The following is a 25,923-nucleotide window of genomic DNA, read 5'->3' on the forward strand; positions in this document are numbered from 1 at the left end:
AACAAATTGCCCGCCACAACACCGCACACAAAACACTCACAACGAATAAAATCACAACAAATGATTTAATGTAAGATTTTGCGAAAACCATCTTATAAGCAACCTATCAACTCAGTGCGGTTTCAACTGCTGCTGCTAGCTCCTGTGCAAGTGTTTTCACTTGTTTTTTATCTTCACCTTCAACCATCACTCTCACAACCGGTTCAGTGCCTGATGGACGCAAAAGCACTCGCCCAGTTCCCGCGAGCTTGCCCTCTGTGAGCTTCACCGCTTTCTGCACAGCCTCATTGCCCGCGATATCAACTCGCTTCGCCATATGGACATTAATCATCACTTGCGGCAGTTTATGCATGCCTTTTTTGACTTGATGCAATGACTCCCCTGCAGTCGAGATAGCCAACAGCACTTGAAGAGCGGAAATAACCCCATCCCCCGTGGTAGTTACATTACTACACACGATGTGACCCGAGTTTTCGCCCCCCAAACGCCAACCGTTATTGCGCATCATCTCTATGACATAACGATCACCTACTTTGGCACGAGCAAATGGAATATTGAGCTTTTTGAGCCCTAACTCAAACCCAAAGTTGCTCATCAGTGTGCCTACTACGCCATCACAACCACCCGCATATTCCTGTTGATAGGCAGCGATAATAAACAGCAACTCATCACCATCGACTAACTCGCCTTTATGATCGACGAAAGCCACGCGATCACCGTCGCCATCAAACGCGATACCAAGATCCGCCCCTAGCTCAACAACCTTTTCTTGCAGAGCCTCGGGCTTGGTAGAACCACAGCTTCGATTAATATTGGTGCCATTTGGCTCCACAAACAACGAGGTAACACGAGCGCCCAACTCAGTGAATACATCAGGCGCAATGTTGTAAGTTGCGCCGTTTGCGCAGTCCAGCACTATATGCATACCTTTAAGGTTAAATCCCCAAGGCATAGTCCCTTTGCAAAATTCGATATAACGGCCTGATGCATCGGCAATTCGACGAGCCTTACCCAATTTTTCACTGGTTGACATTGGAAGTTCCAGCTGCGCCTCGATCAAATTCTCCAACTCATCTGGCAACTTACTGCCATTACCCCCAAAGAACTTGATGCCATTATCGACATAGCTATTATGCGAGGCACTAATAACAATTCCCGCCTGAGCTTTAAATGTACGTGTAAGATAAGCAACCCCCGGCGTTGGCATAGGCCCCAACAGACCAACATCAACACCAGCATTGATCAAGCCTGCCTGCAATGCAGACTCAAACATATAACCGGAAATACGTGTATCTTTGCCAATCAGAATCATGTTTTGCCCATCAAAACGATCTTTGAGCACGCAGCCAGCAGCCCAACCCAACTTGAGCATAAAATCAGGGGTGATTGGCGCTTCGCCAACCAAACCACGGATGCCATCAGTTCCAAAATACTTGCGAGACATAATTCCTACTCCACTAACAATAATACTGCTGTGATTACTCAGTCACTGCAGCAAAAACCTTTAAAACATCCGCCGTTTCAGCGACATCATGCACTCGAATAATCTTTGCACCACGCTCAGCCGCAAGTAGTGCCAAAGCCAAACTGCCAGCCAAACGCTCATTCACTGGGCGATTAAGCAATTGCGCCACCATTGATTTGCGTGACATCCCCACCAGCAGGGGATAACCCAGTTCACCTAATTCTGGCAAACGCCGCAAAAGCGCGAGATTATGCGCGAGTGTTTTACCAAAGCCAAATCCAGGGTCAAGAATTATCTGGTCGCGCGCGATTCCAGCATTGAGGCACGCCTCGATACGCTCTCGCAAAAAAACATCTACGTCACTAACAACATCGACATATTCGGGGTGAGCCTGCATATTCTCTGGCTGCCCCTGCATATGCATCAAACATACAGGCAGCTTGCTCCCAGCGGCAGCCATCAACGCACCTTCACGCTGCAATGCCCTTACATCATTAATGAGGCCAGCGCCTTTTTGGGCGGACTCTCGAATCACTGAGGCAGTACTGGTATCAACTGACACTAATGCATCCAGTTTTGTTACTAGTGCCTCAACTACCGGGATTACGCGATCCAACTCCTCTTGCTCAGAAACCACTGCTGCTCCGGGGCGAGTCGACTCACCACCAACATCAATGATACGCGCACCATCTACTAACATTTCCTCGGCTTTACGCAAGACCACATCAATCGACAACTGGTTATTGATGTAGTTATTACCGCCATCCGAAAAGGAGTCGGGCGTTGTGTTGAGTATCCCCATCACTACAGGTTGCGACAGATCCAGATGATGTTTTCCACATATTAGCGTTAATAGGCCGGAACTAGACAAATGGCTCACCTCAATATCATCAATCACTAAAAACAAGAACCCCGAGCAAGCTCGGGGTTCTTTGACACTCAATTATTTTACATGCCTGACAGCATAAGCAACCAATTAATGGGTGTTTGCTGGACCTCCGATTGGGCCCGCAGGTGTTTCGCCTGAAGCATCTTTATCGCGCAGATGACTATTGAAGTCATCGTCATTCCATTCGCGCGGAGGGCGCACTTTACGTCGCGCCATCAAATCGGCAACTTGCTCAGCATCGATAGTTTCATATTCCATTAATGCATCTTTCATGGCTTCGAGAATGTCGCGATTATCTTCAAGTATCTTGGTTGCACGCGCATAACAATCAGTGATGATACGACGCACCTCTTCATCGATACTTTTTGACGTGTCATCAGAGTAGGACTGCGTTGCCATACCGGGATATGCACCCTCCTCTTCACCATAATGCAGCGGTCCCATTTTGGCAGACAGGCCCCACTTGGTAACCATATTGCGTGCCAAACTGGTAGCACGCTCAATGTCATTAGATGCACCTGTTGTCACACCATCAAAACCAAGTGTCATCTCTTCAGCAATACGACCACCAAACAAACTGCACAAGCTGGATTCCAATGCGCGTTTGCTGTAACTGTATCTATCTTCCTCAGGTAAATAGTGAGTCACGCCCAAAGCTCTACCGCGAGGAATGATTGAAACCTTATGCACCGGGTCATGCTCAGGAACTATGCAGCCGATGATGGCGTGCCCCGCCTCGTGGTAAGCGGTATTTTCCTTCTCTTTTTCACTCATCACCATCGATTTACGTTCAGCGCCCATCATGATTTTATCGCGCGCTTTTTCAAAATCCTCCATAGTTACCAAACGTTTATTACCACGCGCAGCCATCAATGCAGCTTCGTTAACAAGGTTTGCCAACTCTGCACCAGAGAAGCCCGGTGTGCCACGCGCGATAACCGAAGCGCTCACACGCTCATCAAGTGGCACCTTGCGCATATGCACTTTCAGGATTTGCTCACGGCCACGAATATCCGGCAAACCAACATAAACTTGACGATCAAAACGACCAGGACGCAACAGCGCTTTATCGAGCACATCGGCACGGTTGGTTGCAGCGATAATGATTACACCGTCGTTGCCTTCGAAACCATCCATCTCAACCAACAACTGATTGAGGGTTTGTTCGCGTTCGTCGTGACCACCACCGTGACCACCACCACGATGACGACCCACAGCATCGATCTCGTCGATAAAGATGATGCAAGGCGCCTGCTTCTTAGCTTGGTCAAACATATCGCGTACACGGCTTGCGCCCACACCAACAAACATCTCTACAAAATCTGAACCTGAGATTGAGAAGAAAGGTACCTTTGCTTCACCAGCAATAGCTTTAGCAAGTAATGTTTTACCTGTACCCGGAGGGCCGACCATCAACACGCCACGGGGAATTTGGCCACCTAAACGCTGGAATTTAGTGGGGTCGCGCAGGTACTGAACCAGTTCTTGCACTTCTTCTTTTGCTTCATCTACACCTGCAACATCGGCAAATGTCGTCTTAATTTGATCTTCACCTAACAAACGTGCTTTGCTTTTACCAAAGCTCATGGGGCCACCTTTACCACCAGCACCACCCTGCATTTGGCGCATAAAGAACCAGAACACCGCGATAATGATCAGGATAGGAAAACTAGCCACCAGCAGCTGATGCAACAAACTTGGCTGCTCAAGTTCTTTGCCTTTAACCACCACATTGTGGTTATAAAGGTCATCCATCAATTTTTGATCTGGAATTTGGGGGCGGATGGTTTTGAAAGTAGTGTTGTCCCTGTAGACCCCCTCGATGACCAGTCCGTCGATAACGACCTCTTGCACACGGTCATCACGTACACTGGAGATGAAATCCGAGTAATTAAGCGTGTTATTCGATGACGGTTTATTAAAGCCATCAAATACGCTGAAGAGGACTACGGCAATGACCAGCCACAGCACGAGATTCTTGGTTATATCGTTCAAGGAAGATTCCTCACAGTTACATCACATTTTTAATGACTGGTCGCCACGTCCATTCTACAGGCCGCCAGCTACAGATAGTTGCATATTTACTGGCTGAAATCGTTGCTTTTTTCATAGCTTAACGTCTTTTTCGCATCTAAATCAGGCATTTGAAGTGATACACATACCACTTTGAACCATAAAAGCCAGATGCTAAACATACTTGTTCTATAAAGCGCATGTGGGGATTGGGGACTCAAATTACAACCCTTGATTGGCTAAATCAGGTAATTTCAAACGCAAGCGGACAGAATGCAGTAGAATGGCCGCCGTTATTTCTTTCATCCTTAAGGTAAGTGTATGCCGATTAACCCAGAGCGCAAAAAACAATTTCGTACTATTGGCCACAAGCTTAATCCCATTGTGACCATCGCTGGCAACGGCTTGAGCGAAGGAGTTCTTGCAGAACTCAACCGTGCGCTGGATGACCACGAGCTAATTAAAGTTAAGCTGGCAATTGCCGAACGCGAAGACCGCAAAGAAGTTGTGGCAGAACTGGTTGCCTTGCCGAATGTTGAGCTAATTCAGGAAATAGGCAAAGTAGTTTTACTCTATCGCCACAATAAAAGAGCTAACCCCAAGCTCTCTAATCTGCATCGATAAGCCCCAAATAGCAGACATAAAAAAACCGCCAGCAGGCGGTTTTTTTATCAACAAAATTCTAGCTTAGATGTGTTCAACCTGATCGATTTCGTAATCCACATCGCCACCCGGCGCGCGCACCACCACAACATCCCCCTCCTCTTTACCCACTAATGCACGGGCGATGGGTGAGTTAACGGAAATCTTATTGGCTTTCACGTCCGCCTCATCATCACCTACGATCTGATAGGTAACTGATTGATCGGTATCCTGATTAATGATGGTTACAGTGGTACCGAAGATCACCTTTCCAGAATGAGGAATTTTGGTGACATCGATAATCTGCGCATTGCTGAGCTTGCCTTCGATCTCCTGAATACGACCTTCGCAGAAACTCTGCTGCTCGCGCGCAGCAGAGTATTCGGCATTTTCTTTCAGGTCGCCATGCTCACGCGCCTCGGCAATTGCCTGCACGATACGCGGACGCTGAACTTTTTTCAGATCTTCCAACTCAAGCGCAAGTTTTTCTGCGCCCTGAATAGTCATAGGAAATTTAGTGCTCATGGACAATCCTTATTTGTTCAATTGCTGATGCAGATCTTGCAAGCGACGCACTTCAATATGCTGACCTTGTTTCAGCGCCATGCATACCGCCTGACTCGCAGCCAAAGTCGTGTTGTAGTACACGCGATGGTTTTCAGCACTACGGCGGATTGAAGACGAATCGCGAGTTGCCTGACGACCTTCAACAGTATTCAGAATCAGATCAATCTCATCGTTTTTGATCATATCCACAATATGCGGACGACCTTCCTGCACCTTGTTTACAACCTGCACAGTCAAACCAGCCTGTTGTAATACATCTGCGGTACCGCGTGTCGCAACCAACTTAAAGCCAAGTTCAGCGAGATCTTTACCAACACTGACAATCCCGTCTTTATCCATATCACGAACACTCAGGAATGCAGTGCCGGTTGATGGGATACGGTTGTTAGCACCCAATTGCGATTTACCGTAAGCCTCACCAAAGCTCGCGCCAACACCCATCACTTCACCGGTAGATTTCATTTCTGGCCCAAGAATTGGGTCAACTGCCGGGAATTTGTTGAACGGGAATACCGCTTCTTTCACGCTGAAATAGGTTGGGATAATTTCTTTGGTAAAGCCCTGTTCTTCCAGTGACACACCAGCTTGGCAACGTGCAGCTACTTTTGCCAAAGACACACCAATACACTTGGAAACGAACGGAACAGTACGTGATGCACGTGGGTTTACTTCGATCACGTAAATTTTGCCGTCCTGATAGGCAAGCTGGGTATTCATCAAACCAATTACACCCAATTCGATCGCCATTTTCTTAACGATCTCACGCATGTCGTTTTGCACATCAGCAGGCAACGAATACGGTGGCAATGAACACGCCGAGTCACCTGAGTGAACACCGCATTGCTCAATGTGCTGCATGATGCCGCCGATAACAACTTGCTTGCCGTCCGATACCGAGTCGATATCCACTTCAATAGCGTTATTCAGGAAGTGGTCGAGCAATACGGGGGCATCTTCTGATACTTGTACCGCGGTGCGCATATAAGTGCGCAACTCTTCCTCTTTATACACGATTTCCATTGCACGGCCGCCCAATACATAAGACGGACGAACCACCAATGGATAGCCAACTTTATCAGCAGCCAGTAATGCCTCTTCCAGCGAGCGAACAATCGCGTTTGGCGGCTGCAGCAGACCAAGCTTGTTGATCATCTGCTGGAAGCGTTCGCGGTCTTCTGCTTTATCGATTGCGTCCGGGCTGGTGCCAATAATAGGTACACCTTCCGCTTCCAGTGCGCGCGCTAATTTCAGCGGAGTTTGCCCACCGAACTGCACGATTACGCCAACCGGTTTTTCTTTGTGAACGATTTCCAATACATCTTCCAAGGTCACTGGTTCGAAGAACAAGCGATCAGAGGTATCGTAGTCAGTAGAAACGGTTTCAGGGTTACAGTTCACCATAATGGTTTCGTAACCATCTTCACGCATCGCCAATGCAGCGTGTACACAGCAGTAATCGAATTCGATACCTTGACCGATACGGTTAGGGCCACCGCCGATCACCAGAATCTTTTTCTTATCGCTTGGGTTAGCTTCGCACTCTTCTTCATAAGTGGAGTACATATACGCCGTCGAAGTAGAGAATTCCGCCGCACATGTATCAACTCGCTTGTATGCAGGACGAATGCTTAAGCCTTGACGGTAATGGCGAACATCTTTTTCAGAAGCACCTAATAACAATGCCAAGCGCTTATCGGAAAAACCTTTGCGTTTAAGCTGGAACAATTTGTCTGCATCCAAGTCGCTCAGGGATTTGCCACGCAAACCTAATTCCAAATCGATTAGCTCTTTAACTTGCACCAAGAACCAAGGGTCAATTTTGGAGAGATTGAAAGCATCGTTAACGCTCAAGCCCATGCGGAATGCATCGCCGACATACCAGATACGCTCAGCGCCAGCAGTAGTCAATTCGCGACGAACTTTTGCCGCGCCTTCTTCAGTGGTGTAATCCACTTTTGATTCAAAACCGGCTGAGCCAACTTCCAAACCGCGCAGGGCTTTTTGCAAAGATTCCTGGAAAGTGCGGCCAATCGCCATGACTTCGCCAACGGATTTCATTTGCGTAGTCAAACGCGCATCGGCATCACCAAATTTTTCAAAAGTGAAGCGCGGCACTTTAGTAACCACGTAATCGATTGATGGCTCAAACGATGCTGGCGTTGCACCGCCAGTGATGTCGTTTTTCAATTCGTCGAGGGTGTAACCTACCGCCAATTTCGCAGCGATTTTTGCAATCGGGAAACCGGTTGCTTTAGATGCGAGCGCAGATGAACGCGATACACGCGGATTCATCTCGATAACCACCATTCGACCATCAACTGGGTTCACCGCAAATTGCACGTTAGAACCACCGGTTTCTACGCCGATCTCACGCAATACCGCAATCGATGCATTACGCATGATTTGGTATTCCTTATCGGTAAGGGTTTGCGCTGGCGCAACGGTAATCGAGTCGCCGGTGTGAACACCCATAGGGTCAAAGTTTTCAATGGAGCACACGATAATGCAGTTATCGTTTTTATCGCGCACCACTTCCATCTCGTACTCTTTCCAGCCGAGCAGCGATTCGTCGATTAACAATTCGTTGGTTGGAGAAAGATCCAAACCACGGGTACAGATTTCTTCAAACTCATCCCAGTTGTAAGCAATACCTCCACCAGATCCACCCATGGTGAATGACGGACGAATAATGCACGGGAAGCCGAACTCTTTCGGCGCTTCACGCGCTTCTTCCAAGCTGTGAACAATTTTCGCGCGCGCGCAAGAAAGACCAATGCGCTTCATCGCCTGATCAAACAGGTTGCGGTCTTCCGCCATGTTGATGGCTTCTTCTTTTGCGCCGATCAATTCAACATTGTATTTTTCCAGCACGCCATTTTTGGCAAGTGCCAGTGCGCAGTTCAATGCAGTCTGGCCACCCATGGTTGGCAGGATTACATCGGGGCGCTCTTTTTCGATAATTTTTGCAACTGTCTGCCACTCAATCGGCTCGATATAGGTTGCGTCCGCCATCGCCGGATCGGTCATGATGGTTGCTGGATTGGAGTTAACCAGAATTACACGGTAACCCTCTTCACGCAGTGCTTTACAGGCTTGGGCGCCAGAGTAGTCGAACTCACAGGCTTGGCCGATAACAATCGGGCCAGCGCCGAGAATCAAAATACTGTTTATGTCGGTACGTTTTGGCATGTCGGCTCCGATTAAGACTTGCGGGCTTGCATCAATTCAATAAAGTGGTCGAACAAAGTATCGGCTTCGTGCGGGCCAGGGCTCGCTTCAGGGTGACCCTGAAAGCTGAATGCTGGCTTGTCGGTACGATGAATACCTTGCAGAGAACCATCGAACAGCGATTTATGAGTTGCGCGCAGATTCGCGGGCAGACTGCTCTCTTCCACTGCAAATCCGTGGTTTTGCGCGGTGATCATTACACGCTTAGTGTCCAGATCCTGCACCGGATGGTTACCGCCATGATGGCCGAACTTCATCTTGATAGTCTTGGCACCTGAGGCCAGCGCCAACAGTTGGTGGCCAAGGCAAATACCAAATACGGGCGTATCGGTTTCAAGAAATTCTTTGATCGCTTCAATCGCGTAAGTACATGGCTCAGGGTCGCCGGGGCCATTGGAGAGGAAAATACCGTCCGGATTCATCGCCAGCACATCAGCCGCCGGCGTTTTTGCAGGGACTACTGTCAGGTCACAACCGCGATCTGCCAGCATACGCAGAATGTTGCGCTTAACGCCGTAATCGTAAGCAACTACTTTGAATGGCTTGGCGCCATCCAACACTTGGTGCCCTTCGGTCAGCGACCAGCTGCTTTCATTCCACTTGTAAGATTCAGCAACAGTCACTTCTTTAGCTAAATCCAAGCCTTTCAAACCGCCAAAAGCCTTAGCAGCGGCAAGAGCCTTGGCCTCATCAATGTTATCGCCAGCCATCAGACAGCCATTTTGCGCACCCTTATCACGCAGCAGGCGGGTTAAGCGACGAGTATCGATATCGGCGATACCAATCACGTTGCGCGCTTTCAGATAATCAGAAAGGCTTTCCTGATTACGGAAGTTGCTCGCCAGCAGCGGCAAATCGCGGATAACCAAACCGGTCGCCCAGATACGCTCACACTCTTCATCTTCAGAGTTGGTACCGGTATTGCCGATATGGGGATAAGTCAGGGTAACGATTTGCTGGGCGTAGGATGGATCGGTAAGAATTTCCTGATAACCTGTGATTGCAGTGTTAAACACCACCTCACCAACAGATAAACCTTCAGCACCAATGGCGGTACCGCGGAAAACACTACCATCGGCGAGGACCAAAATGGCCTTCTTCGGGGCAGGAAGAGATTCCTGAGTAGTCAAAACAACCTCCTGAAATGGTTGGGGTTTTGGCTTGGACAACACCCTGAAGCAAGGTTCTCACCTAAACGACGGGGGTACCCTTAAAGCAAGCTAATAAACCGATTGCGTTCGCTTGAGCGTTTAGCCTTGGCTTTATTTGGGCTCAACAAGTCAGTCGCATATCACACGATTGAGGTGATCAACACGATAAGCTATTGAGTTAAAAGGCAAATTTAGTCAGGCTGCAAAACGTCTGGTTGTAAAAAAGCGAGATGAAACCCAAATCTCATCTCGCCTTTTTATGTTCTTGTGCGAACCATTTGTATTCTTTTGCCGCCCAATCTGGAGCAGGGCGTAATCTGGCTGCGAATTCTACGGGAGTGTCGCTTTGCTGTCTATTGGAATCTGCCCCAATAAGGCTCGCACCAGCGGAATTACTTTTTGATGAAGAGCTTTTTCACCAAAGTGACTGCCGCCAAAACCAATGCACCAATCGCAATTCCCGCTAAACCATTTAATACCGACGATGTTAACCACCCCAGTGGTTCAGTGGCGTGAGCTAGATGTTCAATCCCATGATGAATAGAGGCGATGTTATGAGTAACTATGCCTCCACCAACCATAAACATTGCCGCAGTGCCAATTACAGCCAAAAAGCGCATTAGTTTGGGCGCAGCGGCAAGCAAAACTTTGCCGAAAAATTGAGTGATGGAGCCCGGTTTGGTACACAGGTGCGCGCCCATATCGTCTAGCTTGACAATCAAGGCAACAAAACCATAAACGCCGATAGTCATCAGTAAAGCAATGCTCGCTACGACTACCGCCTGTTTGATAAAGGTTGCAGCAGCCACTGTGCCTAACGCGATAACAATAATTTCAGCAGAGAGTATAAAGTCGGTACGCACAGCGCCTTTGATTTTTTCTTTTTCAAAAGCGACCAAATCGACTTGAGGATTAGCAACAGCATCGATCAACTCGCGCTGATGTTGCTCTTTTTCGTGTTTGGGATGAAGAAATTTATGCGCGAGCTTTTCAAATCCCTCAAAGCATAAATAGGTACCACCAATCATTAATAAGGGTACGATTAGCCAGGGAACGAAAGCACTAATCAACAAGGCCGCTGGAACCAAGATGGCCTTATTGAGGAAGGAGCCTTTAGCAACTGCCCACACCACCGGCAGTTCACGTTCAGCGCGAATTCCCTGCACCTGCTGTGCATTAAGTGCTAGATCATCCCCCAATACACCAGCAGTTTTTTTCGCCGCCACTTTGGTCATGACCGCCACGTCATCCAACACAGTGGCGATATCATCGAGCAACATTAATAAACTTGAGCCTGCCATTATCGATTCCCTGCACGTTAAAAATGATGAAAAAACCTTAACGCAGCCCCAAAACATCCTGCATATCAAACAGACCAGACTTTTCTTTTTGTAACCAAATCGCTGCGCGGACGGCACCATTAGAAAATGCTAAACGGCTGGAAGCTTTGTGAGTAATTTCTACGCGCTCACCATCAGCCATAAACATTACAGTGTGATCGCCCACCACATCGCCACCGCGCACTGTCGCAAAACCAATAGTGTCACGCGGGCGCGCACCGATTTGACCTTCGCGACCGTAAACAGCCACTTTATCCAAATCACGTTCCAGTGCATTTGCCAGGACTTCACCCATGCGCACCGCAGTACCTGAAGGAGAATCTACTTTGTGGCGATGATGCGCTTCGTAAACTTCCACATCATAATCATCGCCGAGTACACGCGCAGCCAAGTCCAGCAGTTTAAAACACAAATTTACGCCGGTAGAAAAATTCGCAGAGAGCAACAGAGGAATTTGCACTTTGTGGCTGAGCAAATCAGCCTTTTCCATTGCGTTAAAACCGGTGGTTCCAATCACGATTGGCTTGGCGTGAGCCGCACAGATTTTTGCGTTTTCGAGTGTTGCAGCAGGCGAGCTGAAATCGATTAACACATCGAATTTTTCAACCACATCGATGAGCGATGAAGTTATCGCAACGCCCAATTTCCCTACATTACCTAATTCGCCCGCATCAACACCAATCAGTGAACTGCCGGGGCGAACAATGGCTGTGCCCAAAGTGGCTTCAGGGTTTTTATGGGTGGACTCAATCAATGCCTTTCCCATACGGCCAGCAGCGCCGGCGATTGCAATGCGTATCATGGTGTTAATTCCAGAATCAAAAAAGTCAGAAAAATAATGTAGTTTTATTCGTCGTCATCGCTATTAAACAGATGCCCAAGCTTACCCTGTTTAGTTTCCAGGTATTTCGCATTGTGCGGATTGCGCCCGGTTTGATGCGGGATACGTTCCGCCACATTAATGCCCATATCCTGTAATGCTTTTACTTTGCGTGGATTATTGGTCAGCAACTTCAATGCTTTGATATTCAAATGCTCAAGCATGGGCTTGAGGATTGAGTAATCGCGCATGTCCGCACCAAAGCCCAATTGTTCGTTAGCTTCAACAGTGTCCGCGCCCTGATCTTGCAAGTGATAGGCTTTGATTTTATTGAGCAAGCCTATGCCACGCCCTTCCTGTCGCAAATAAAAAATCACACCGCGACCTGCGAGCGCAATTTTGTGCATGGCCGCTTGCAACTGGGGGCCGCAATCGCAGCGCATACTGAACAACGCATCGCCCGTTAAACATTCAGAGTGAATACGCGCGAGCAACGGCTCATCACCACTGATATCACCCATGGTGAGCACCACGTGCTCTTTGTAATTTTCTTCATCGCAAAAACCGTGCATAACAAAAATGCCCCAAGGGGTCGGCAATTTGGATGACTCTACATAAGTTACGGTCACAAGAACCTCACAGAAAACGCAATCAGCTGCAGCACTATCAGTGCGTAAATTCCGGCAAGCACATCATCGATCATAATGCCGAAACCGCCGTGAACTTTTTTATCCAGCCAGTTAATTGGCCAGGGTTTTAATACATCAAAAAAACGAAACAGAATGAAGCCTAATAAAATCCATTGCCATCCGGTCGGCGCCATAAACATGGTGAGCCAATAGCCGACAAATTCATCCCATACAATACCGCCGTGATCGTGAACACCAAGCGCTTTTGATGAGCGATCACACCAGTAAACGCCCAAGGCAAAGGTGACGAACAACCAACTTAAATACAGCGGCCAAGACAAATGTTGTAGCAATAAAAAAAAAGGAATAGCTGCGAGAGTGCCAAAAGTTCCAGGCGCTTTTTTGACCAAGCCACTGCCAAACCCGAATGCAAATAGATGATTGGGATTGGCCAATAATTCTTTAAAGCTGGGCGTTTTAATCATAGGTTGGTGTTTTAATATTAGGCTGGCATTTAAATATTAGGAAGTGCGCATCAAAAATGCTGGTATCCCGTTTTTGGCAATACAAAAGGCTCGCCTTCGTATTCACAAATTACTTTGCTACCCGCAATCATTTCACCAATCACCGTAGCGTTTAATTTACCTTGCGCAATAAGCATAGCGATGTCCGCCATTTTTTCCGGCGATACGGTAAAACATAGCTCGTAATCGTCACCGCCACTGAGCGCCCATTGGTAGGCTTGCGCGGAATCATTTAAGGATTTTACTGCAGCCGACAAGGGCAAATTTTCAACATCGATCACTGCGCCCAAATCACTGGCATCACAAATGTGCTGCAAATCGGCAACCAAGCCATCGGAAATATCTAGCGCACTGCTCGCGATAGAGCGAATCAACGCGGACTCATTCAAACGCGGTGTCGGGCGATAAAAACGTTGCTGCAAATAGTTGATGTGCTCATCCGCAAATGTGTGCGTATTTTGGATCGCCGCCAAAGCGGCTGCGCCATCCCCAACTGTGTTGGTTACCAATACAAAATCGCCGATATTAGCCCCATCGCGTCGCAGCGTTTGCTGCGGCTGGGTTGCGCCCATTACTTGAATCGTGATCGACAACAGCCCTGACGTGGTATCACCCCCAACCAAGGCGATGCCATATTCGCGCGCGCAGGCGAATAAACCGCGACTAAAACTACGCAACCATTCTTCATTAGCTTCAGGCAATGTTAACGCGAGAGTGAACCACAAAGGGTCTGCGCCCATAGCGACCAGATCACTCAGGTTAGTGCGCAAAGCGCGCTCGGCAATTAATTCGGGATCAGCATCGGCGGGAAAATGTACATCGGCAACCAGCGTATCTACCGATACCGCCAATTGCTGCCCTGCAGGAACCTGTAACACTGCGCAGTCATCGCCAATCCCCAGCACAACACCAGCGGCAGGCTGTTCGGCTTGCTCGCGTTGGAAAAACTGTTGAATGAGCTGGAATTCGCTGGGCACGTTTAGGTCGTTTTGGCAGGTTTGAAAGAATTTTAAAGACAGGGCGATTAGTAATCGCCCAGACAATTAACGGCTTTTGCGCTCGGCATTCACTTCTGGCGCACGCAGTACAACGGCAGACTTATCCAAAACTCCGTTGATAAATTTGTGGCTATCTTCCGCGCCGAATTTTTTCGCCAGCGAGACTGCCTCGTTAATCACCACTTTATAGGGAACATCAATGCGGAATTTAAATTCGTAATTCGCCAAACGCAAAAGCGCGCGCGTAATTGCATCCAACTCTTCCAATGAGCGATCAACCAAAAAAGGTTGATAAACCGCATCGATTTCGCTCAAGTGTTCAGGCACGCCATGAAGAATATCATGGAAATATTCAACATCCACCTTGCTCATGTCGTTGTCGGTACGGAATTCCGCCTCGATAGAGTTGAGCGAATTACCGGTCATTTGCCATTGATACAAAGCTTGCATGGCGTAGTGACGAGCCATACGGCGAGTAGCTGCAGTGTGGCCTTTTTGCTCGGATGAACTGGTGCTTCCGGCCTGACCTGATGAAGTAGTCATGAACTATTACCTGATAAAAACGTGAATGCCTGCAAACGCAGGCATGACATAAAAAACACAAAAAATAACTGGATAAAGCAGTCGATCTTAAATCTTACTCTTCTTAAACTTTGCCGAAGAGAGAAACCATTTCCAGCGCGGTAGATGCAGCTTCAACACCTTTGTTGCCTGCTTTAGTGCCCGAACGCTCAATGGCTTGCTCGATTGAATCGACAGTCAATACACCGAAAGTTACCGGTACGCCGTATTGCAGTGACACTTGCGCCAAACCTTTGGTGCACTCGCCCGCAACATAATCAAAGTGTGGAGTGCCGCCACGAATAACTGCACCTAAAGCGATGATTGCATCGAACTCGTTTTTGGCAGCAATTTTTTGTGCAGTCAGCGGAAACTCAAATGCACCGGGAGCGTAATAAATGGTGATGTTTTCATCTTTAATACCGTGACGACGCAGAGTATCAAGCGCACCGTCTTTCAGGCTTTCTACAACAAAGCTGTTCCAGCGGCTTACGATCAATGCGTATTTACCAGCTGATGCAGAAAAATCACCTTCAATTACTTTGATATTGCTCATAATATTTTCTCAAAAAATAAACAAAATTCTTGTGGATTTATTCACCTTCAGGGCAGATGTATTCGACCACTTCAAGATCAAAACCGGACAATGCGGAATAGCGCATAGGCGCTGACATCACCCGCATTTTGCGCACGCCCAAATCGCGCAGGATTTGCGAGCCAGTGCCCACTTGTTTGTAGAGCACTTCGGAGCTGCGGCGCATCTGCTTGCCGGAAATCAACCAGTCGATACTGTCTTCCACTTCTTTGGTCGACTCATCGTGACAGATCAAAAGCACAACGCCTTTACCTTCCTCGCTGACTTTTTGCAGCGCATCCTGATAAGTCCAGCTTTTGCCGCCCGCGATAGAGGTGCGTTTAAGGCTGAGCACATCGCGCGCTATATCCATCACATGTACCCGCACCAGCGTTGGTTCGGCGTCGATCTCGCCTTTGGTCATCACAAAATGCAGATCGCCGCGCGCCAGATCGCGATAGGTGTGCAGATCAAACTCGCCGTAAAGTGTCTCCACTTTACGCGTATTGATGCAAGCAACGGTTTGCTCTTTGGTAGCGCGATAGTGAATCAGGTCGGCAATGGTACCGATTTTCAGCCCGTGTTGCTCGGCAAATCGCTCCAGATCTGGCCTGCGCGCCATAGTGCCGTCAGGGTTCATTACCTCCACGATCACCGCTGCAGGCTCAAAACCCGCCAGACGCGCGAGATCGCAACCCGCCTCGGTATGACCAGCACGGCTCATCACCCCACCCGGTTGCGACATTAGCGGGAAGATGTGACCCGGCTGAACTATATCGCTCGGCTTGGCATTGGCTTTAACCGCAGTGCGTACAGTGAGCGCACGGTCAGCGGCTGAAATGCCAGTACTGATACCTTCAGCAGCTTCTATCGATAAGGTGAAGTTGGTGGAATGCTGGGATTTGTTGTCGCTGACCATCAGCGGCAAATCCAGTTGTTTGCAGCGCTCGGGCGATAGCGTCAGGCAGATCAAACCGCGCGCGTGAGTCGCCATAAAGTTGATATCTTCCGGGCGCACCTGCTCGGCGACCATAATCAAATCGCCCTCGTTTTCACGGTCCTCGTCATCCATCAGGATAACCATCTTGCCGTGGCGCAGATCTTCAATCAGTTCTTCAATGGTATTGAGTTGCATAGTTCATCTCATGAGAACGTAGGTTGGGCAGTCATGCCCAACGTAATAATTTGTCGTTGTTTTCTTATGTTGGGCATGACTGTCTGCGTGCCCCAACATCATCTACATAAAACCATTTTTAGCCAAAAACTCCAGGGTGATGCCCTGCCCTTGGCCTTCGGCGGCTTTTTCGCCGAGCATCAATCGCTCCAGATAGCGCGCCAGTACATCCACTTCCAGATTGAGTTGGGTACCGGTTTTGTAGCTATCCATAATGGTCATTTGCAGGGTGTGCGGCACGATATTCAGCTCAAACTCGGCGCCATCGACTTTGTTAACCGTAAGACTAGTACCATCCACGGTGATTGACCCCTTATGGGCGATATATTTGGCTAATTCTTTCGGTGCGCGGATGCGAAAACGCTCGGAGCGCGCATCGGGGTGACGGCTCACCACTTCGCCCACGCCATCCACATGGCCGCTGACGATATGACCACCCAAGCGGGTTTGCGGGGTCAGCGCCTTTTCCAGATTGACGCGCTGACCAATTTTCCACTGCGGCAAGCTGGTGTTATCCAGCGTCTCGCGCGATACATCTGCCCAATAACCGTCACCTGGCAATTCGACCACTGTAAGGCAGACACCGTTAGTGGCGATAGAATCGCCCAAGCGCACATCGCCCAAATCCAGATTATTGGTTTTGATGCGCAAGCGCAGGTCGCCATTTTTGGGTTGCAGGGCGACAACTTCGCCTATGGCTTCGATAATCCCGGTAAACATAATTCCTCCGTTTAAACGATCAAGGTATTACTGGGCACAGCAGAGGCTTCGGATGCTGCCTCTGAATGCACAACCGGAATACGCAGATCGATCACTTTGGTTCTGGCCAGATGATCATGAATACAGCGGCGATCCGGGCGAAAAATAGCCAGCACATCCGCCAACAACAGCATTGCACCAATCAGAGGTAACTGCCCTGCCACCCATTGGATGAGGTAGCGCTGGACGATCAACGGCGTAAACGGTGGTACGCGGTTATCCATAGTTACAATGGCAATACCAAGTATACGTTTGCCAATGGTTTGCCCATAACGGCGCAACAAATAACCATTAATTGCCAAGAATGCGAGGTAAGGAAAAATCTGAATCACCATTTTTTGTCCGGTTGATAACTCGGCCAATTTGGCAATCATTTCAGACTCTATTGTTTTCATATCCTTGACATTATTTGGATCAGCTTCCACTACACCTAAAAATTGAAATAAAAAAGCAGTAGCTATTAACAAAAAGACCCAGTCCAATAAAAATGCTCCTAAACGTTTACCCAATGAAGCATTGTTATCCATTTGCGGCGCAGAGGGCGGCGGGCTAAAGGGGGCTGAGGGTTGTTCGTTACTCACAAGCAAAAACCTTTTGGGCAAATATTAGTATTCAGTATCCGGCACAGCGGTAATGCGCCAGTCGCGGCCGACGGCGCGTATATCTTTGATCTTTAATGCAAGCGATGCTGACATGGTTTCCAGCGGCAGATTAAACAGTGGCAACGCATTGCTACCCAGCAGCTTGGGCGCCATATACATGATGATTTCATCAAGCAGGCCTCGGCGTAAAAAGCTGCCGGATAAGGTCGCACCTGCTTCCACCAGCACTTCATTGCATTGACGCTGGGCGAGTTCGCGCAACAGCGCTTGCAGGTCGATACGGCCATCTTTGGCGGGCAAGGCGATCAACTCAACAAAATCCGGCCAGCCCGATAGTTGCTCTTCGCTGACCTGGCCGTTGTGAACCAGCAATATGGGGGTCGCCTGTTTAAACATCAATGCGTTGCGCGGCGTGCGCAGCTGCGAATCCAGAATGACGCGCAGCGGCTGCTTGGCGGCAGCGGCTTCGGCATTGGGTAAATCCAGCTCACTCACGCGAACGGTCAAAGAGGCATTGTCCTGCAGGATGGAATCGACACCTGAGATAATCGCGCAGGAGCGAGCGCGCAAACGCTGCACATCGGCGCGCGCTTTGGGGCCGGTGATCCACTTGCTTTCGCCAGAACCCATCGCCGTGCGGCCATCGATACTCATCGCCATTTTGCAGCGTACATAGGGGCGTTTACGCTCCATGCGGCGAACAAAACCGGGGTTAAGTGCGCGCGCATCATCTTCCAGCACCGGGCCATCTACCTGAATGCCCACAGCACGAATCATGGCGATGCCATTGCCGGAGACCATCGGATTCGGGTCTTCCATCGCGTAGACAACGCGACTTACGCCAGCATCGACCAACGCCTGCGAACAAGGGCCAGTGCGGCCGTGATGGCTGCATGGTTCAAGGCTGACATAAGCCGTAGCGCCGCGCGCATTGTCAGCGGCGATACGCAAGGCATTAACCTCGGCATGGCCTTCACCGGCGCGCTCGTGCCAACCTTCAGCGATAACCTGGCCGTCTTTAACCAGCACACAACCCACGCGCGGATTAGGCATGGTGGTGTAAAGGCCGCGCTCCGCGAGACGGAGCGCGCGCGCCATAAAATCAAAATCTGCTGCGTTAATAGGCATGAGGGAAAATCAGTTGTTAATAAGGAAAGGCTAGACTGCTGTTATTCCGGCTGTTGTTCGAGACGATCGATCTCTTGACGAAACTCATTCAAATCCTTGAAGCGGCGATACACAGACGCAAAGCGCACATAGGCGACCTCATCAAGCTTTTGCAGCTGCTCCATCACCTTTTCGCCGACCATCAAGGCTTTAACTTCTCGTTCGCCAGTCGCCTGCAAGAAGTGCTTGATGTGGTTGATGGCAGATTCAATCGCCTCAATGCTCACCGGGCGCTTTTCCAGCGCGCGCAGCAAACCAGCGCGGAGTTTGTTTTCATCGAAGGGTTCGCGGGTGCCGTTTTGTTTGATGATGCGCGGCATCACCAATTCCGCTACTTCAAAGGTCGTAAAACGTTCATGACAGGATAAACACTCGCGGCGACGGCGAACCTGATCGCCCTCGGCCACCAAACGTGAATCGATTACCTTGGTATCTTCCGCGCTACAAAACGGACAATGCATGATCAGCAGCCCCAGCGATGGTTAAAGTCGGCGCATGCTAACACAAAATGCGGGGCTTTCGCCCTATCCTCCATAGCCCCCGCCGCGTGAGTATGATACAAAGCAAGCATAACCGAACCCGACTTCCTACCTGCCCTATTCATAAAAATATGAGCAAACCGCCCTCCACTAGCAAAGCCAAAAACACCACCATGAAAGAAGTCGCCGCGTTGGCCGACGTATCATTAATGACTGTATCCCGCGTGCTCAATAAAGATCCAAAGGTCAGTGAAGAAACACGTACACGTGTGATGGCCGCAGTAGAAAAATTAAATTATCGCGTAAATGTTTCGGCGCGCAGCCTCTCGGGTACACAATCTTATTTGATGGGCTTTTTGTACGATAACTCGCTCGGTAGCTTTATCAGCGAATATCTAATCGGCACGCTCAAGCGCTGCAACGAATTGGGCTATCAATTGGTGATTGAACAGTGCCCCTATCAAGAAGCCAATCTCGAAGAGCACATCAAACACCTTAGCAATCGCTACGATCTGGACGGCGTTATTATCCCACCACCACTGTGCGATGACTTACCGCTCTTGAATGCCTTGGACAAAGCCGGTTTACGCTATGTGCGTGTAGGCCCAGGCCTTGAACTGGAACGCTCTTCTTACGTCACCATTAACGACTACCGCGCAACCTTTGAAATGACCGAGCTATTAATTCAGCGTGGCCACAAACACATCGGCTTTATTAAAGGCGATGCGCACCAAGGCGTGAGCGATTCGCGCTTTAAAGGTTATTGCGATGCAATTAAAAAACATCAACTTAATTTGAATGATGATTTTATCGCCGAAGGCAATTTTAGTTTCACATCAGGAATGAGTGCGGCCGAAAAACTACTGCAACACAAAGAAGTAACGGCGATCTTCGCCAGTAACGACGACATGGCCGCCGCTGTTGTCGCCGTCGCTCACCGCAAGCACATTGAAATCCCGCAACAACTCGCCGTAGCCGGCTTCGACGACACCAATATCGCCACCACCATCTGGCCACAACTCACCACCGTGCAACAGCCCATTAAAAATATGGCCATCGCCGCAGTGGATTTATTAATCGAAAAAATTAAAGCGGACACATTGCTAGATATCAAAGTAAAAAATAACCGCATTCTGGATTACACGATTATTGAGCGGGAATCGGTTTGAGTATTGACTAAGCCGTCCTACGCCAAATCACAAATGCAACCCAAATAAAGCCAATGGAAAACACCAGCCCAATAAAATGATTGCGCGCAACACCCACCTCAAGCACTGCTTTATTGGCATCTACAGGATCAACATAGACTCGCACTATTTGACCTTTTTTTAATTGCGTTTGCGGGCGGCTGATACCGTAGCCAATTTCGGTGCCCTGATATTTATTGCCGTTCACCTCATAGCTGTATTCCAACCAAGTGCCCCCAAAATAATTCAGGCCACGACTCAGCTCGCGCGTAACCTCGCCCTCATACACAGTCCACTGTTCAGCCGCCTTGCTCTTATAGATATTACTGGTGCTAGACAAAAACAATAAGGCCGCTGCGATTATGCATAAACCGAAAAACAAGGAGCGCAGGCGTTGGTACTTTTTTTCGTTTTCAGGATTCATTTTATTCACGATTATTATGTAAGTTAGCTAATCATATCCAACAAGGAGCAATTACAAGTTGAAGCCAAAGACGTTACCAAACTCCATGAACAAATGAAATCCTGACAATAGCGATTAAATTTAATTAGCAGCGATAACAAAAAAGGCAGCCGAAGCTGCCTAATGTGAAAAAAACACACAGTATAAATAATGTACTTACAACTGCTGCAAATAATTAATCAGCGCTTGGCGATTAGTTGCCGATGCCGAGTTGTAATTGGCTTTTGCTGTTGCAGCATCGCCATTGTGGCGACTAATCGCAGCTTCTAATGTGGTAGATGCACCATCATGCATTAACGAATAACTGCTGGCATTGCCGGAGCGAACATAACCACTCAAACCAACACCCCAGAGTGGCGTGGTGCGGAATTCACCTTCTCCCAAATCATGCAATAGTAAATCGGTGTAAGGGTGAATCGTTTGGTTACTTAACTCAGGAAAGTTAACGTCTACGCCAGTTGTGGTGGTCATTTTATGACAACCACCGCACCCCATATTTATAAATTGCTGATGCCCCGCATGAGTCGTGAGATTAGTGCGAGGCACAGGCACGGATAATAATTTCAAATAGGTCACCAGTTGATCCAATCGTTGATCGGAAATTTCTTGCGGGCCAAAACCGGCAAAGCTAGTGCCAACACCCATATCATTTTTCAATGCTTTAGCTACTTGATGGCGAAGGCTCACAGTTTCTGCTCGCCAGCCGTAGCGACCAATTTGTTGCTGACCATTTACCGTTACACGATTAACGCGCCCGCCATTTTGCGCAGCCCAAGCTTCAATAGTTGCATCGGGAATTGCACCTAACAATCCCAAGCCAATCATTTTTGGAGGTACAACATTTTGACCGGTTTGCATATTGCCGGACGCATTTAATGTGTGACAGCCGGTGCAGGTTGGTTGAATCGGATTGGTTGCCAAATTTGCCAATTCGGACATTGGCAAATTGCCGCCCTGTGCTTGCGGCCCCGGCATAAATTGCTCCAGGTGACTGCCATTAATCATATTGGTGTGCAATATGCGGCGCCCTATTAACCAATCCGCAATATGATTTGCGCCAATATTGTAAGCGTGTTGCATATAGGCAAAACGTTGCTGTGCTCCACCCGTGGCAGAGAGTTGCGGCACAGTTGTATTGCCGCCGAGTTTTGCAAAACTGTCATTCACATTCAGCGGGCCGATGGCAGAATCGCGATTGTTTACCGTGAAGCCTTCACCCAACACATATTTAAAAGTCTGGCCGTAATAGTTGACGTTATCGCCGGTTAATTGTGCGCGATCAAAATTAATCGTGGTTTCAAATTCAATTTGGGCACCATGCTCAAACGGGCGATTAATGTGTTGCCAGCGCTGCATGACTGCACGCCATTTGGTTGCTGCAGTGCGCTGCGCTTGAGTTGCATTACAGGCGGGGACAACGGTTCCGTTGGGCAATACAATATCCTTTACATAGCCGTATTCAAAATTGGTTTCATCGCCATAGTATTTGTGATAACGCCAATTGGGCACTTGCTGGTTACAACTTTTTGTCGCGCCAGATGAATCTGTCATCGCCGCGGGAACTGCACCGGTGAGAGTAACAACCACACAAGCCTCTGTTGTTCCGCATGCGGCTTGACGCTGCGATGCAGCCTCGGCGCGGGTGTAATCGCGCAGCTCTACATAGCCAAAACGGCCCACCCAATATTCGATATTAAAATTATTAAAATCGTTGCCGCTTAACTCGTGGCGAACACGATAGCGCTCTGCAAAATTGGAAATTAATACTCCGTTTTCCAAGCGTGTGGATGCTGCAGGCAATCCATTTAAACTGGAAGCTGCTGCGGAACTCACGGGCGCAGCACTTGAACTAGATGAACTTGCAGGTGCCGATGAAGGTGCCACAGATGAAGACGCAACAGACGAGGCAGGAGCTTGCGGGGTACGCGTTACGCGCGCACTGGTTTTTTCACCAGCACTGTTGATGGCGGTTACAGTGAAATCGTAAGCGAAGTCACTGCTTAATCCACCGACATTGATACTGGTTCCTGTAGTGATTAATACAGAATTCAATGCGCCTGTAGCGAAACCATAATTAATACGATAGCTCGTTGCATTAGCAACTGCTCCCCAACTTAATGCAACGCTCGCATTGCCAGCAGTAGCATTTACGACAGGCGCACTTGCTGGTAGTGCAACAGAGGATGCGGAGGAAGATGAACCCGCACTTGCGCAGTTGTAGCTATAAAAAGTGGCATCAGTTGGGCCAGGCAACCAATCTACGCGACTGTAGTTGCCTTGCACGCGAAAGGTAAATTGATCGCCCGCGTCGCATTGCAATGTACTGGTGTAAACGTAGCGCCAATAACCGTTGCCTAAATTGGTTTCGGTTGCACCAGTAATAGTGGTGTAGGAGTAATTTCCGTTTTCATAGGCGGTTAACCACATACCGCCGGTTTTTTGTTCATTAAAGGTGTAGTCGAGCACAACTTTATTTTGTGCATTTTTGCTCGCGTTAATTCCGGTTGTTTGCGCATGTACATTATTTAGCAGTACAAGGCTGCTAATAACACTTCCATATGCGAATAGAGTTTTTAATTTATTCATTTATTCGCCTCATCTATTTTCGGTTAAGGTAATACGCACTGATTAGTAAACGTTTTGGTTTGCTGACCTGTCATGTATTGGCCGGGCGCAGCAGCTTGCTGGACTTTAAATTCAATGGAATAGCTTTGACCCAGCACACCACTGACACTGCGGCGGTAATAACCGTTGCTTAAAGTTCCCGCGCGGCAGTCGCTGTTCAAACACAAATAATTCCAACTGGCAGACCAGCCGTTATTTTTGTGGTAGAGCACCATGGTGTTGTTATTGCTGTAGGCGATTCCAAAATCACCGCAGGCGCTTGCAGCAGATGAAGCGGCCGATGAAGAAATCGACGAAGAGCGACTACTGGATGAAACACCTACTGGCGTTGCGGTAACACGCGCACTGGTTTTTTCACCTGCACTGTTAATCGCCGTTACCGTAAAATCGTAGGCGTAACCATTGCTTAATCCACTAACCGTTGCACTGGTGCCACTCGTAGTTTGCGTTGAATTTAATGCACCTGTCGCAAAACCATAATTGATGCGATAACTGGTTGCATTGGCAATAGCATTCCAACTTAAACTCACACTCGCATTACCGGCGCTTGCTGTTGGTTGAGGTGCAGCGGCGGGAGGAACTACAGCAACAGATGATGCAGTAGAAGATGCAACAGAACTGGGAGCCGATGATGCAACACTGCTAGTGCTGGAATTGCCACCACCAATGGGGCTGCCGGCATGCGCATAAAATGTTTTCGCCATTTCAGTTTTGAAATTACTCATCACTTGCGAATTCGCTTGCAGGCTGGTGATGCCCCAATAACCCGCTGCGCAAGATGCAGCACCCGGTGCACAATACCAACGCGATTGCGATTGCCAATCGGTATTGATGTAAGCCACGGCACGCAGGTGATCGCGGTTATCATAAATCCATTGGAAGTAATCTGTGAAAAATGCATTCCATGCGGCTTGGCCACTCGCAAAGTTCTGTTGGTTCTGGCGCGCAGCGGTGCAACTGTAATGCAAATTGCGCAAATCAAATGCTTGAGGTGCAGATTCCGCAATCATTGCCGGTTTGCTGTGGTTGCGCGCAAATGTCATGAGTGCATTTTGCAAAATACGCGGCGAGGTATCGGGAACTGTCCAGGGTTTGGAACCATCCTGACAAGACCATTGATAAGTTAAGTAATTACTGCCCGCAAAAAACGAAATGCCAATCCAATCGACATAAGCATCACCGGGATACCAGGCTTCATAGTGTGCAGCAGGGTTGGGCGAAACTTGATAACCATAAGTTGCATCACCATCGTCAGGATAAGTTGCTGCTTGCCATACAGTAGCCACATTGGTTGCACCTAATTGATCAATACGCGTTGCAATCCAACGGTAAGCACTTTTATAAAAGGTTTGGTTGTAACAATTCCATGGACCATCAAATTCATAACCGATGCGTAAATACACCGGGCGGCCGCTGGCTTTAAAATAATTAATCATGCGATCCATTGCGTAGCGCCATTGATAGCTGAGCGATGCAGAATCAGTTGCGCTGCCCACATCGGCATCACCTGTACCTGCAATTGCGCGCAGCGGTTGGTTGCTGCAGTTTGCCCACTCATCGGATAAATACAAACCAACGGCCAGTGCAACTTTATTATTGTTAGCGAGCAAATCGTAATCGCCCAGCGTTTCAGCAAAATTGACTTCGCCGTTATTGTTATCCACCGGTGGACCTTCAATGCCACTCACATACATAGTGGCATTTGCCGGTGCAGAATTCGGATGAGTGGCTTTGGGCAATACCGACACATACAGAGTAACACCGCCCGGTTTTGGCAGTGTTGAATGCACAGGGTTAGTAAGCACATCGGTTTTGTATGCGCGCAACGTGGTGGTGTCCTGCCCCATTAGAAATAACACCTTGTTATTCGCGGGTAAGTTTACGGCGTTGCTTTCAATGGCTGCATTAGCGGCAATTGAAAAAATACCACTAAATAAAAGGCCACCAAGCAGCAGCCCGGAACGGCGTAGTAGGTTTTTCATGTGGGAATCCTGTATGAATTAGATTTATGTCACAGGGATTTGTAACCACTACAGCAAACCGTTTTTTAAACACAATATACAGCT

Annotated in this window: 23 protein-coding genes; 2 read left to right on the forward strand and 21 right to left on the reverse strand. The window is 48.6% G+C overall.

Going from position 1 to position 25,923, the window contains the following annotated elements; all coding sequences use genetic code 11:
- Positions 1-106: 106 nt before the first annotated feature.
- The 3 genes from glmM to ftsH all read right to left on the reverse strand — a co-directional run bounded on the left by glmM (position 107) and on the right by ftsH (position 4,349).
- Positions 107-1,444 (reverse strand): phosphoglucosamine mutase, encoded by a 1,338-nt coding sequence (glmM, locus tag SPL68_RS10605; RefSeq protein WP_323815109.1) that lies wholly within the window; start codon positions 1,442-1,444, stop codon positions 107-109.
- A gap of 34 nt (positions 1,445-1,478) precedes the next feature.
- Positions 1,479-2,267, reverse strand: a complete 789-nt coding sequence (gene folP / locus SPL68_RS10610) for a dihydropteroate synthase (RefSeq protein ID WP_323815381.1) — start codon at positions 2,265-2,267, stop codon at positions 1,479-1,481.
- Positions 2,268-2,441: 174 nt separating this feature from the next.
- Positions 2,442-4,349: an ATP-dependent zinc metalloprotease FtsH gene (gene ftsH, locus SPL68_RS10615; protein ID WP_323815110.1), complete on the reverse strand. Its 1,908-nt coding sequence runs from the start codon at positions 4,347-4,349 to the stop codon at positions 2,442-2,444.
- 339 nt (positions 4,350-4,688) lie between these two features.
- Between ftsH and SPL68_RS10620 the strand changes: the two genes are divergently transcribed.
- A complete protein-coding gene (locus SPL68_RS10620) occupies positions 4,689-4,991 on the forward strand; it encodes a YhbY family RNA-binding protein (RefSeq protein WP_323815111.1) in 303 nt (100 codons plus the stop codon).
- Between the two features lie 63 nt (positions 4,992-5,054).
- On the opposite strand, the gene greA is transcribed toward SPL68_RS10620, so the two are convergent.
- The 15 genes from greA to nrdR all read right to left on the reverse strand — a co-directional run bounded on the left by greA (position 5,055) and on the right by nrdR (position 19,564).
- Complete coding sequence (gene greA, locus SPL68_RS10625) at positions 5,055-5,534, reverse strand: transcription elongation factor GreA (RefSeq protein WP_323815112.1); 480 nt, start codon at positions 5,532-5,534, stop codon at positions 5,055-5,057.
- A 9-nt stretch (positions 5,535-5,543) separates the two neighbouring features.
- On the reverse strand, positions 5,544-8,765 hold the full coding sequence (gene carB / locus SPL68_RS10630) for a carbamoyl-phosphate synthase large subunit (protein WP_323815113.1): 3,222 nt from the start codon (positions 8,763-8,765) through the stop codon (positions 5,544-5,546).
- An 11-nt stretch (positions 8,766-8,776) separates the two neighbouring features.
- On the reverse strand, positions 8,777-9,934 hold the full coding sequence (carA, locus tag SPL68_RS10635) for a glutamine-hydrolyzing carbamoyl-phosphate synthase small subunit (protein WP_323815114.1): 1,158 nt from the start codon (positions 9,932-9,934) through the stop codon (positions 8,777-8,779).
- Positions 9,935-10,347: 413 nt separating this feature from the next.
- Positions 10,348-11,256 (reverse strand): DUF808 domain-containing protein, encoded by a 909-nt coding sequence (locus SPL68_RS10640; RefSeq protein ID WP_323815115.1) that lies wholly within the window; start codon positions 11,254-11,256, stop codon positions 10,348-10,350.
- A gap of 37 nt (positions 11,257-11,293) precedes the next feature.
- Positions 11,294-12,097, reverse strand: a complete 804-nt coding sequence (dapB, locus tag SPL68_RS10645; RefSeq protein ID WP_323815116.1) for a 4-hydroxy-tetrahydrodipicolinate reductase — start codon at positions 12,095-12,097, stop codon at positions 11,294-11,296.
- A gap of 44 nt (positions 12,098-12,141) precedes the next feature.
- Entirely contained in the window at positions 12,142-12,744 is a 603-nt protein-coding gene (gene ribA, locus SPL68_RS10650) for a GTP cyclohydrolase II (protein ID WP_323815117.1), read from the reverse strand.
- Positions 12,741-13,229, reverse strand: coding sequence for a phosphatidylglycerophosphatase A family protein (locus SPL68_RS10655; RefSeq protein WP_323815118.1), 489 nt, complete (start codon positions 13,227-13,229; stop codon positions 12,741-12,743). The genes ribA and SPL68_RS10655 overlap by 4 nt, the downstream gene beginning before the upstream one ends.
- Positions 13,230-13,279: 50 nt before the next feature.
- Positions 13,280-14,245: a thiamine-phosphate kinase gene (thiL, locus tag SPL68_RS10660; protein ID WP_323815119.1), complete on the reverse strand. Its 966-nt coding sequence runs from the start codon at positions 14,243-14,245 to the stop codon at positions 13,280-13,282.
- Between the two features lie 66 nt (positions 14,246-14,311).
- Positions 14,312-14,809: a transcription antitermination factor NusB gene (nusB, locus tag SPL68_RS10665; protein WP_323815120.1), complete on the reverse strand. Its 498-nt coding sequence runs from the start codon at positions 14,807-14,809 to the stop codon at positions 14,312-14,314.
- Positions 14,810-14,912: 103 nt separating this feature from the next.
- Entirely contained in the window at positions 14,913-15,383 is a 471-nt protein-coding gene (gene ribH, locus SPL68_RS10670) for a 6,7-dimethyl-8-ribityllumazine synthase (RefSeq protein WP_323815122.1), read from the reverse strand.
- Between the two features lie 37 nt (positions 15,384-15,420).
- A complete protein-coding gene (gene ribBA, locus SPL68_RS10675; protein WP_323815123.1) occupies positions 15,421-16,536 on the reverse strand; it encodes a bifunctional 3,4-dihydroxy-2-butanone-4-phosphate synthase/GTP cyclohydrolase II in 1,116 nt (371 codons plus the stop codon).
- Between the two features lie 102 nt (positions 16,537-16,638).
- Positions 16,639-17,295, reverse strand: coding sequence for a riboflavin synthase (locus SPL68_RS10680; RefSeq protein WP_323815124.1), 657 nt, complete (start codon positions 17,293-17,295; stop codon positions 16,639-16,641).
- 11 nt (positions 17,296-17,306) lie between these two features.
- Positions 17,307-17,915 carry an RDD family protein gene (locus tag SPL68_RS10685; protein ID WP_323815125.1) on the reverse strand — a complete coding sequence of 203 codons (609 nt, stop codon included), beginning with the start codon at positions 17,913-17,915 and terminating at the stop codon, positions 17,307-17,309.
- A 24-nt stretch (positions 17,916-17,939) separates the two neighbouring features.
- On the reverse strand, positions 17,940-19,064 hold the full coding sequence (gene ribD / locus SPL68_RS10690) for a bifunctional diaminohydroxyphosphoribosylaminopyrimidine deaminase/5-amino-6-(5-phosphoribosylamino)uracil reductase RibD (RefSeq protein ID WP_323815126.1): 1,125 nt from the start codon (positions 19,062-19,064) through the stop codon (positions 17,940-17,942).
- A gap of 41 nt (positions 19,065-19,105) precedes the next feature.
- Positions 19,106-19,564, reverse strand: coding sequence for a transcriptional regulator NrdR (gene nrdR / locus SPL68_RS10695; RefSeq protein ID WP_323815127.1), 459 nt, complete (start codon positions 19,562-19,564; stop codon positions 19,106-19,108).
- A gap of 149 nt (positions 19,565-19,713) precedes the next feature.
- On the opposite strand from nrdR, the gene SPL68_RS10700 reads away from it, so the two are divergent.
- Positions 19,714-20,751 carry a LacI family DNA-binding transcriptional regulator gene (locus SPL68_RS10700; RefSeq protein ID WP_323815128.1) on the forward strand — a complete coding sequence of 346 codons (1,038 nt, stop codon included), beginning with the start codon at positions 19,714-19,716 and terminating at the stop codon, positions 20,749-20,751.
- Positions 20,752-20,758: 7 nt separating this feature from the next.
- On the opposite strand, the gene SPL68_RS10705 is transcribed toward SPL68_RS10700, so the two are convergent.
- From SPL68_RS10705 to SPL68_RS10715, 3 genes are all read right to left on the reverse strand, one after another.
- On the reverse strand, positions 20,759-21,193 hold the full coding sequence (locus SPL68_RS10705; RefSeq protein ID WP_323815129.1) for a DUF3592 domain-containing protein: 435 nt from the start codon (positions 21,191-21,193) through the stop codon (positions 20,759-20,761).
- 195 nt (positions 21,194-21,388) lie between these two features.
- Complete coding sequence (locus tag SPL68_RS10710) at positions 21,389-23,818, reverse strand: di-heme oxidoredictase family protein (protein ID WP_323815130.1); 2,430 nt, start codon at positions 23,816-23,818, stop codon at positions 21,389-21,391.
- 23 nt (positions 23,819-23,841) lie between these two features.
- A complete protein-coding gene (locus tag SPL68_RS10715; RefSeq protein WP_323815131.1) occupies positions 23,842-25,839 on the reverse strand; it encodes a family 31 carbohydrate-binding protein in 1,998 nt (665 codons plus the stop codon).
- Positions 25,840-25,923 lie beyond the last annotated feature (84 nt).

The sequence above is a fragment of the Cellvibrio chitinivorans genome (assembly GCF_035117775.1).
Classification (GTDB): domain Bacteria; phylum Pseudomonadota; class Gammaproteobacteria; order Pseudomonadales; family Cellvibrionaceae; genus Cellvibrio; species Cellvibrio chitinivorans.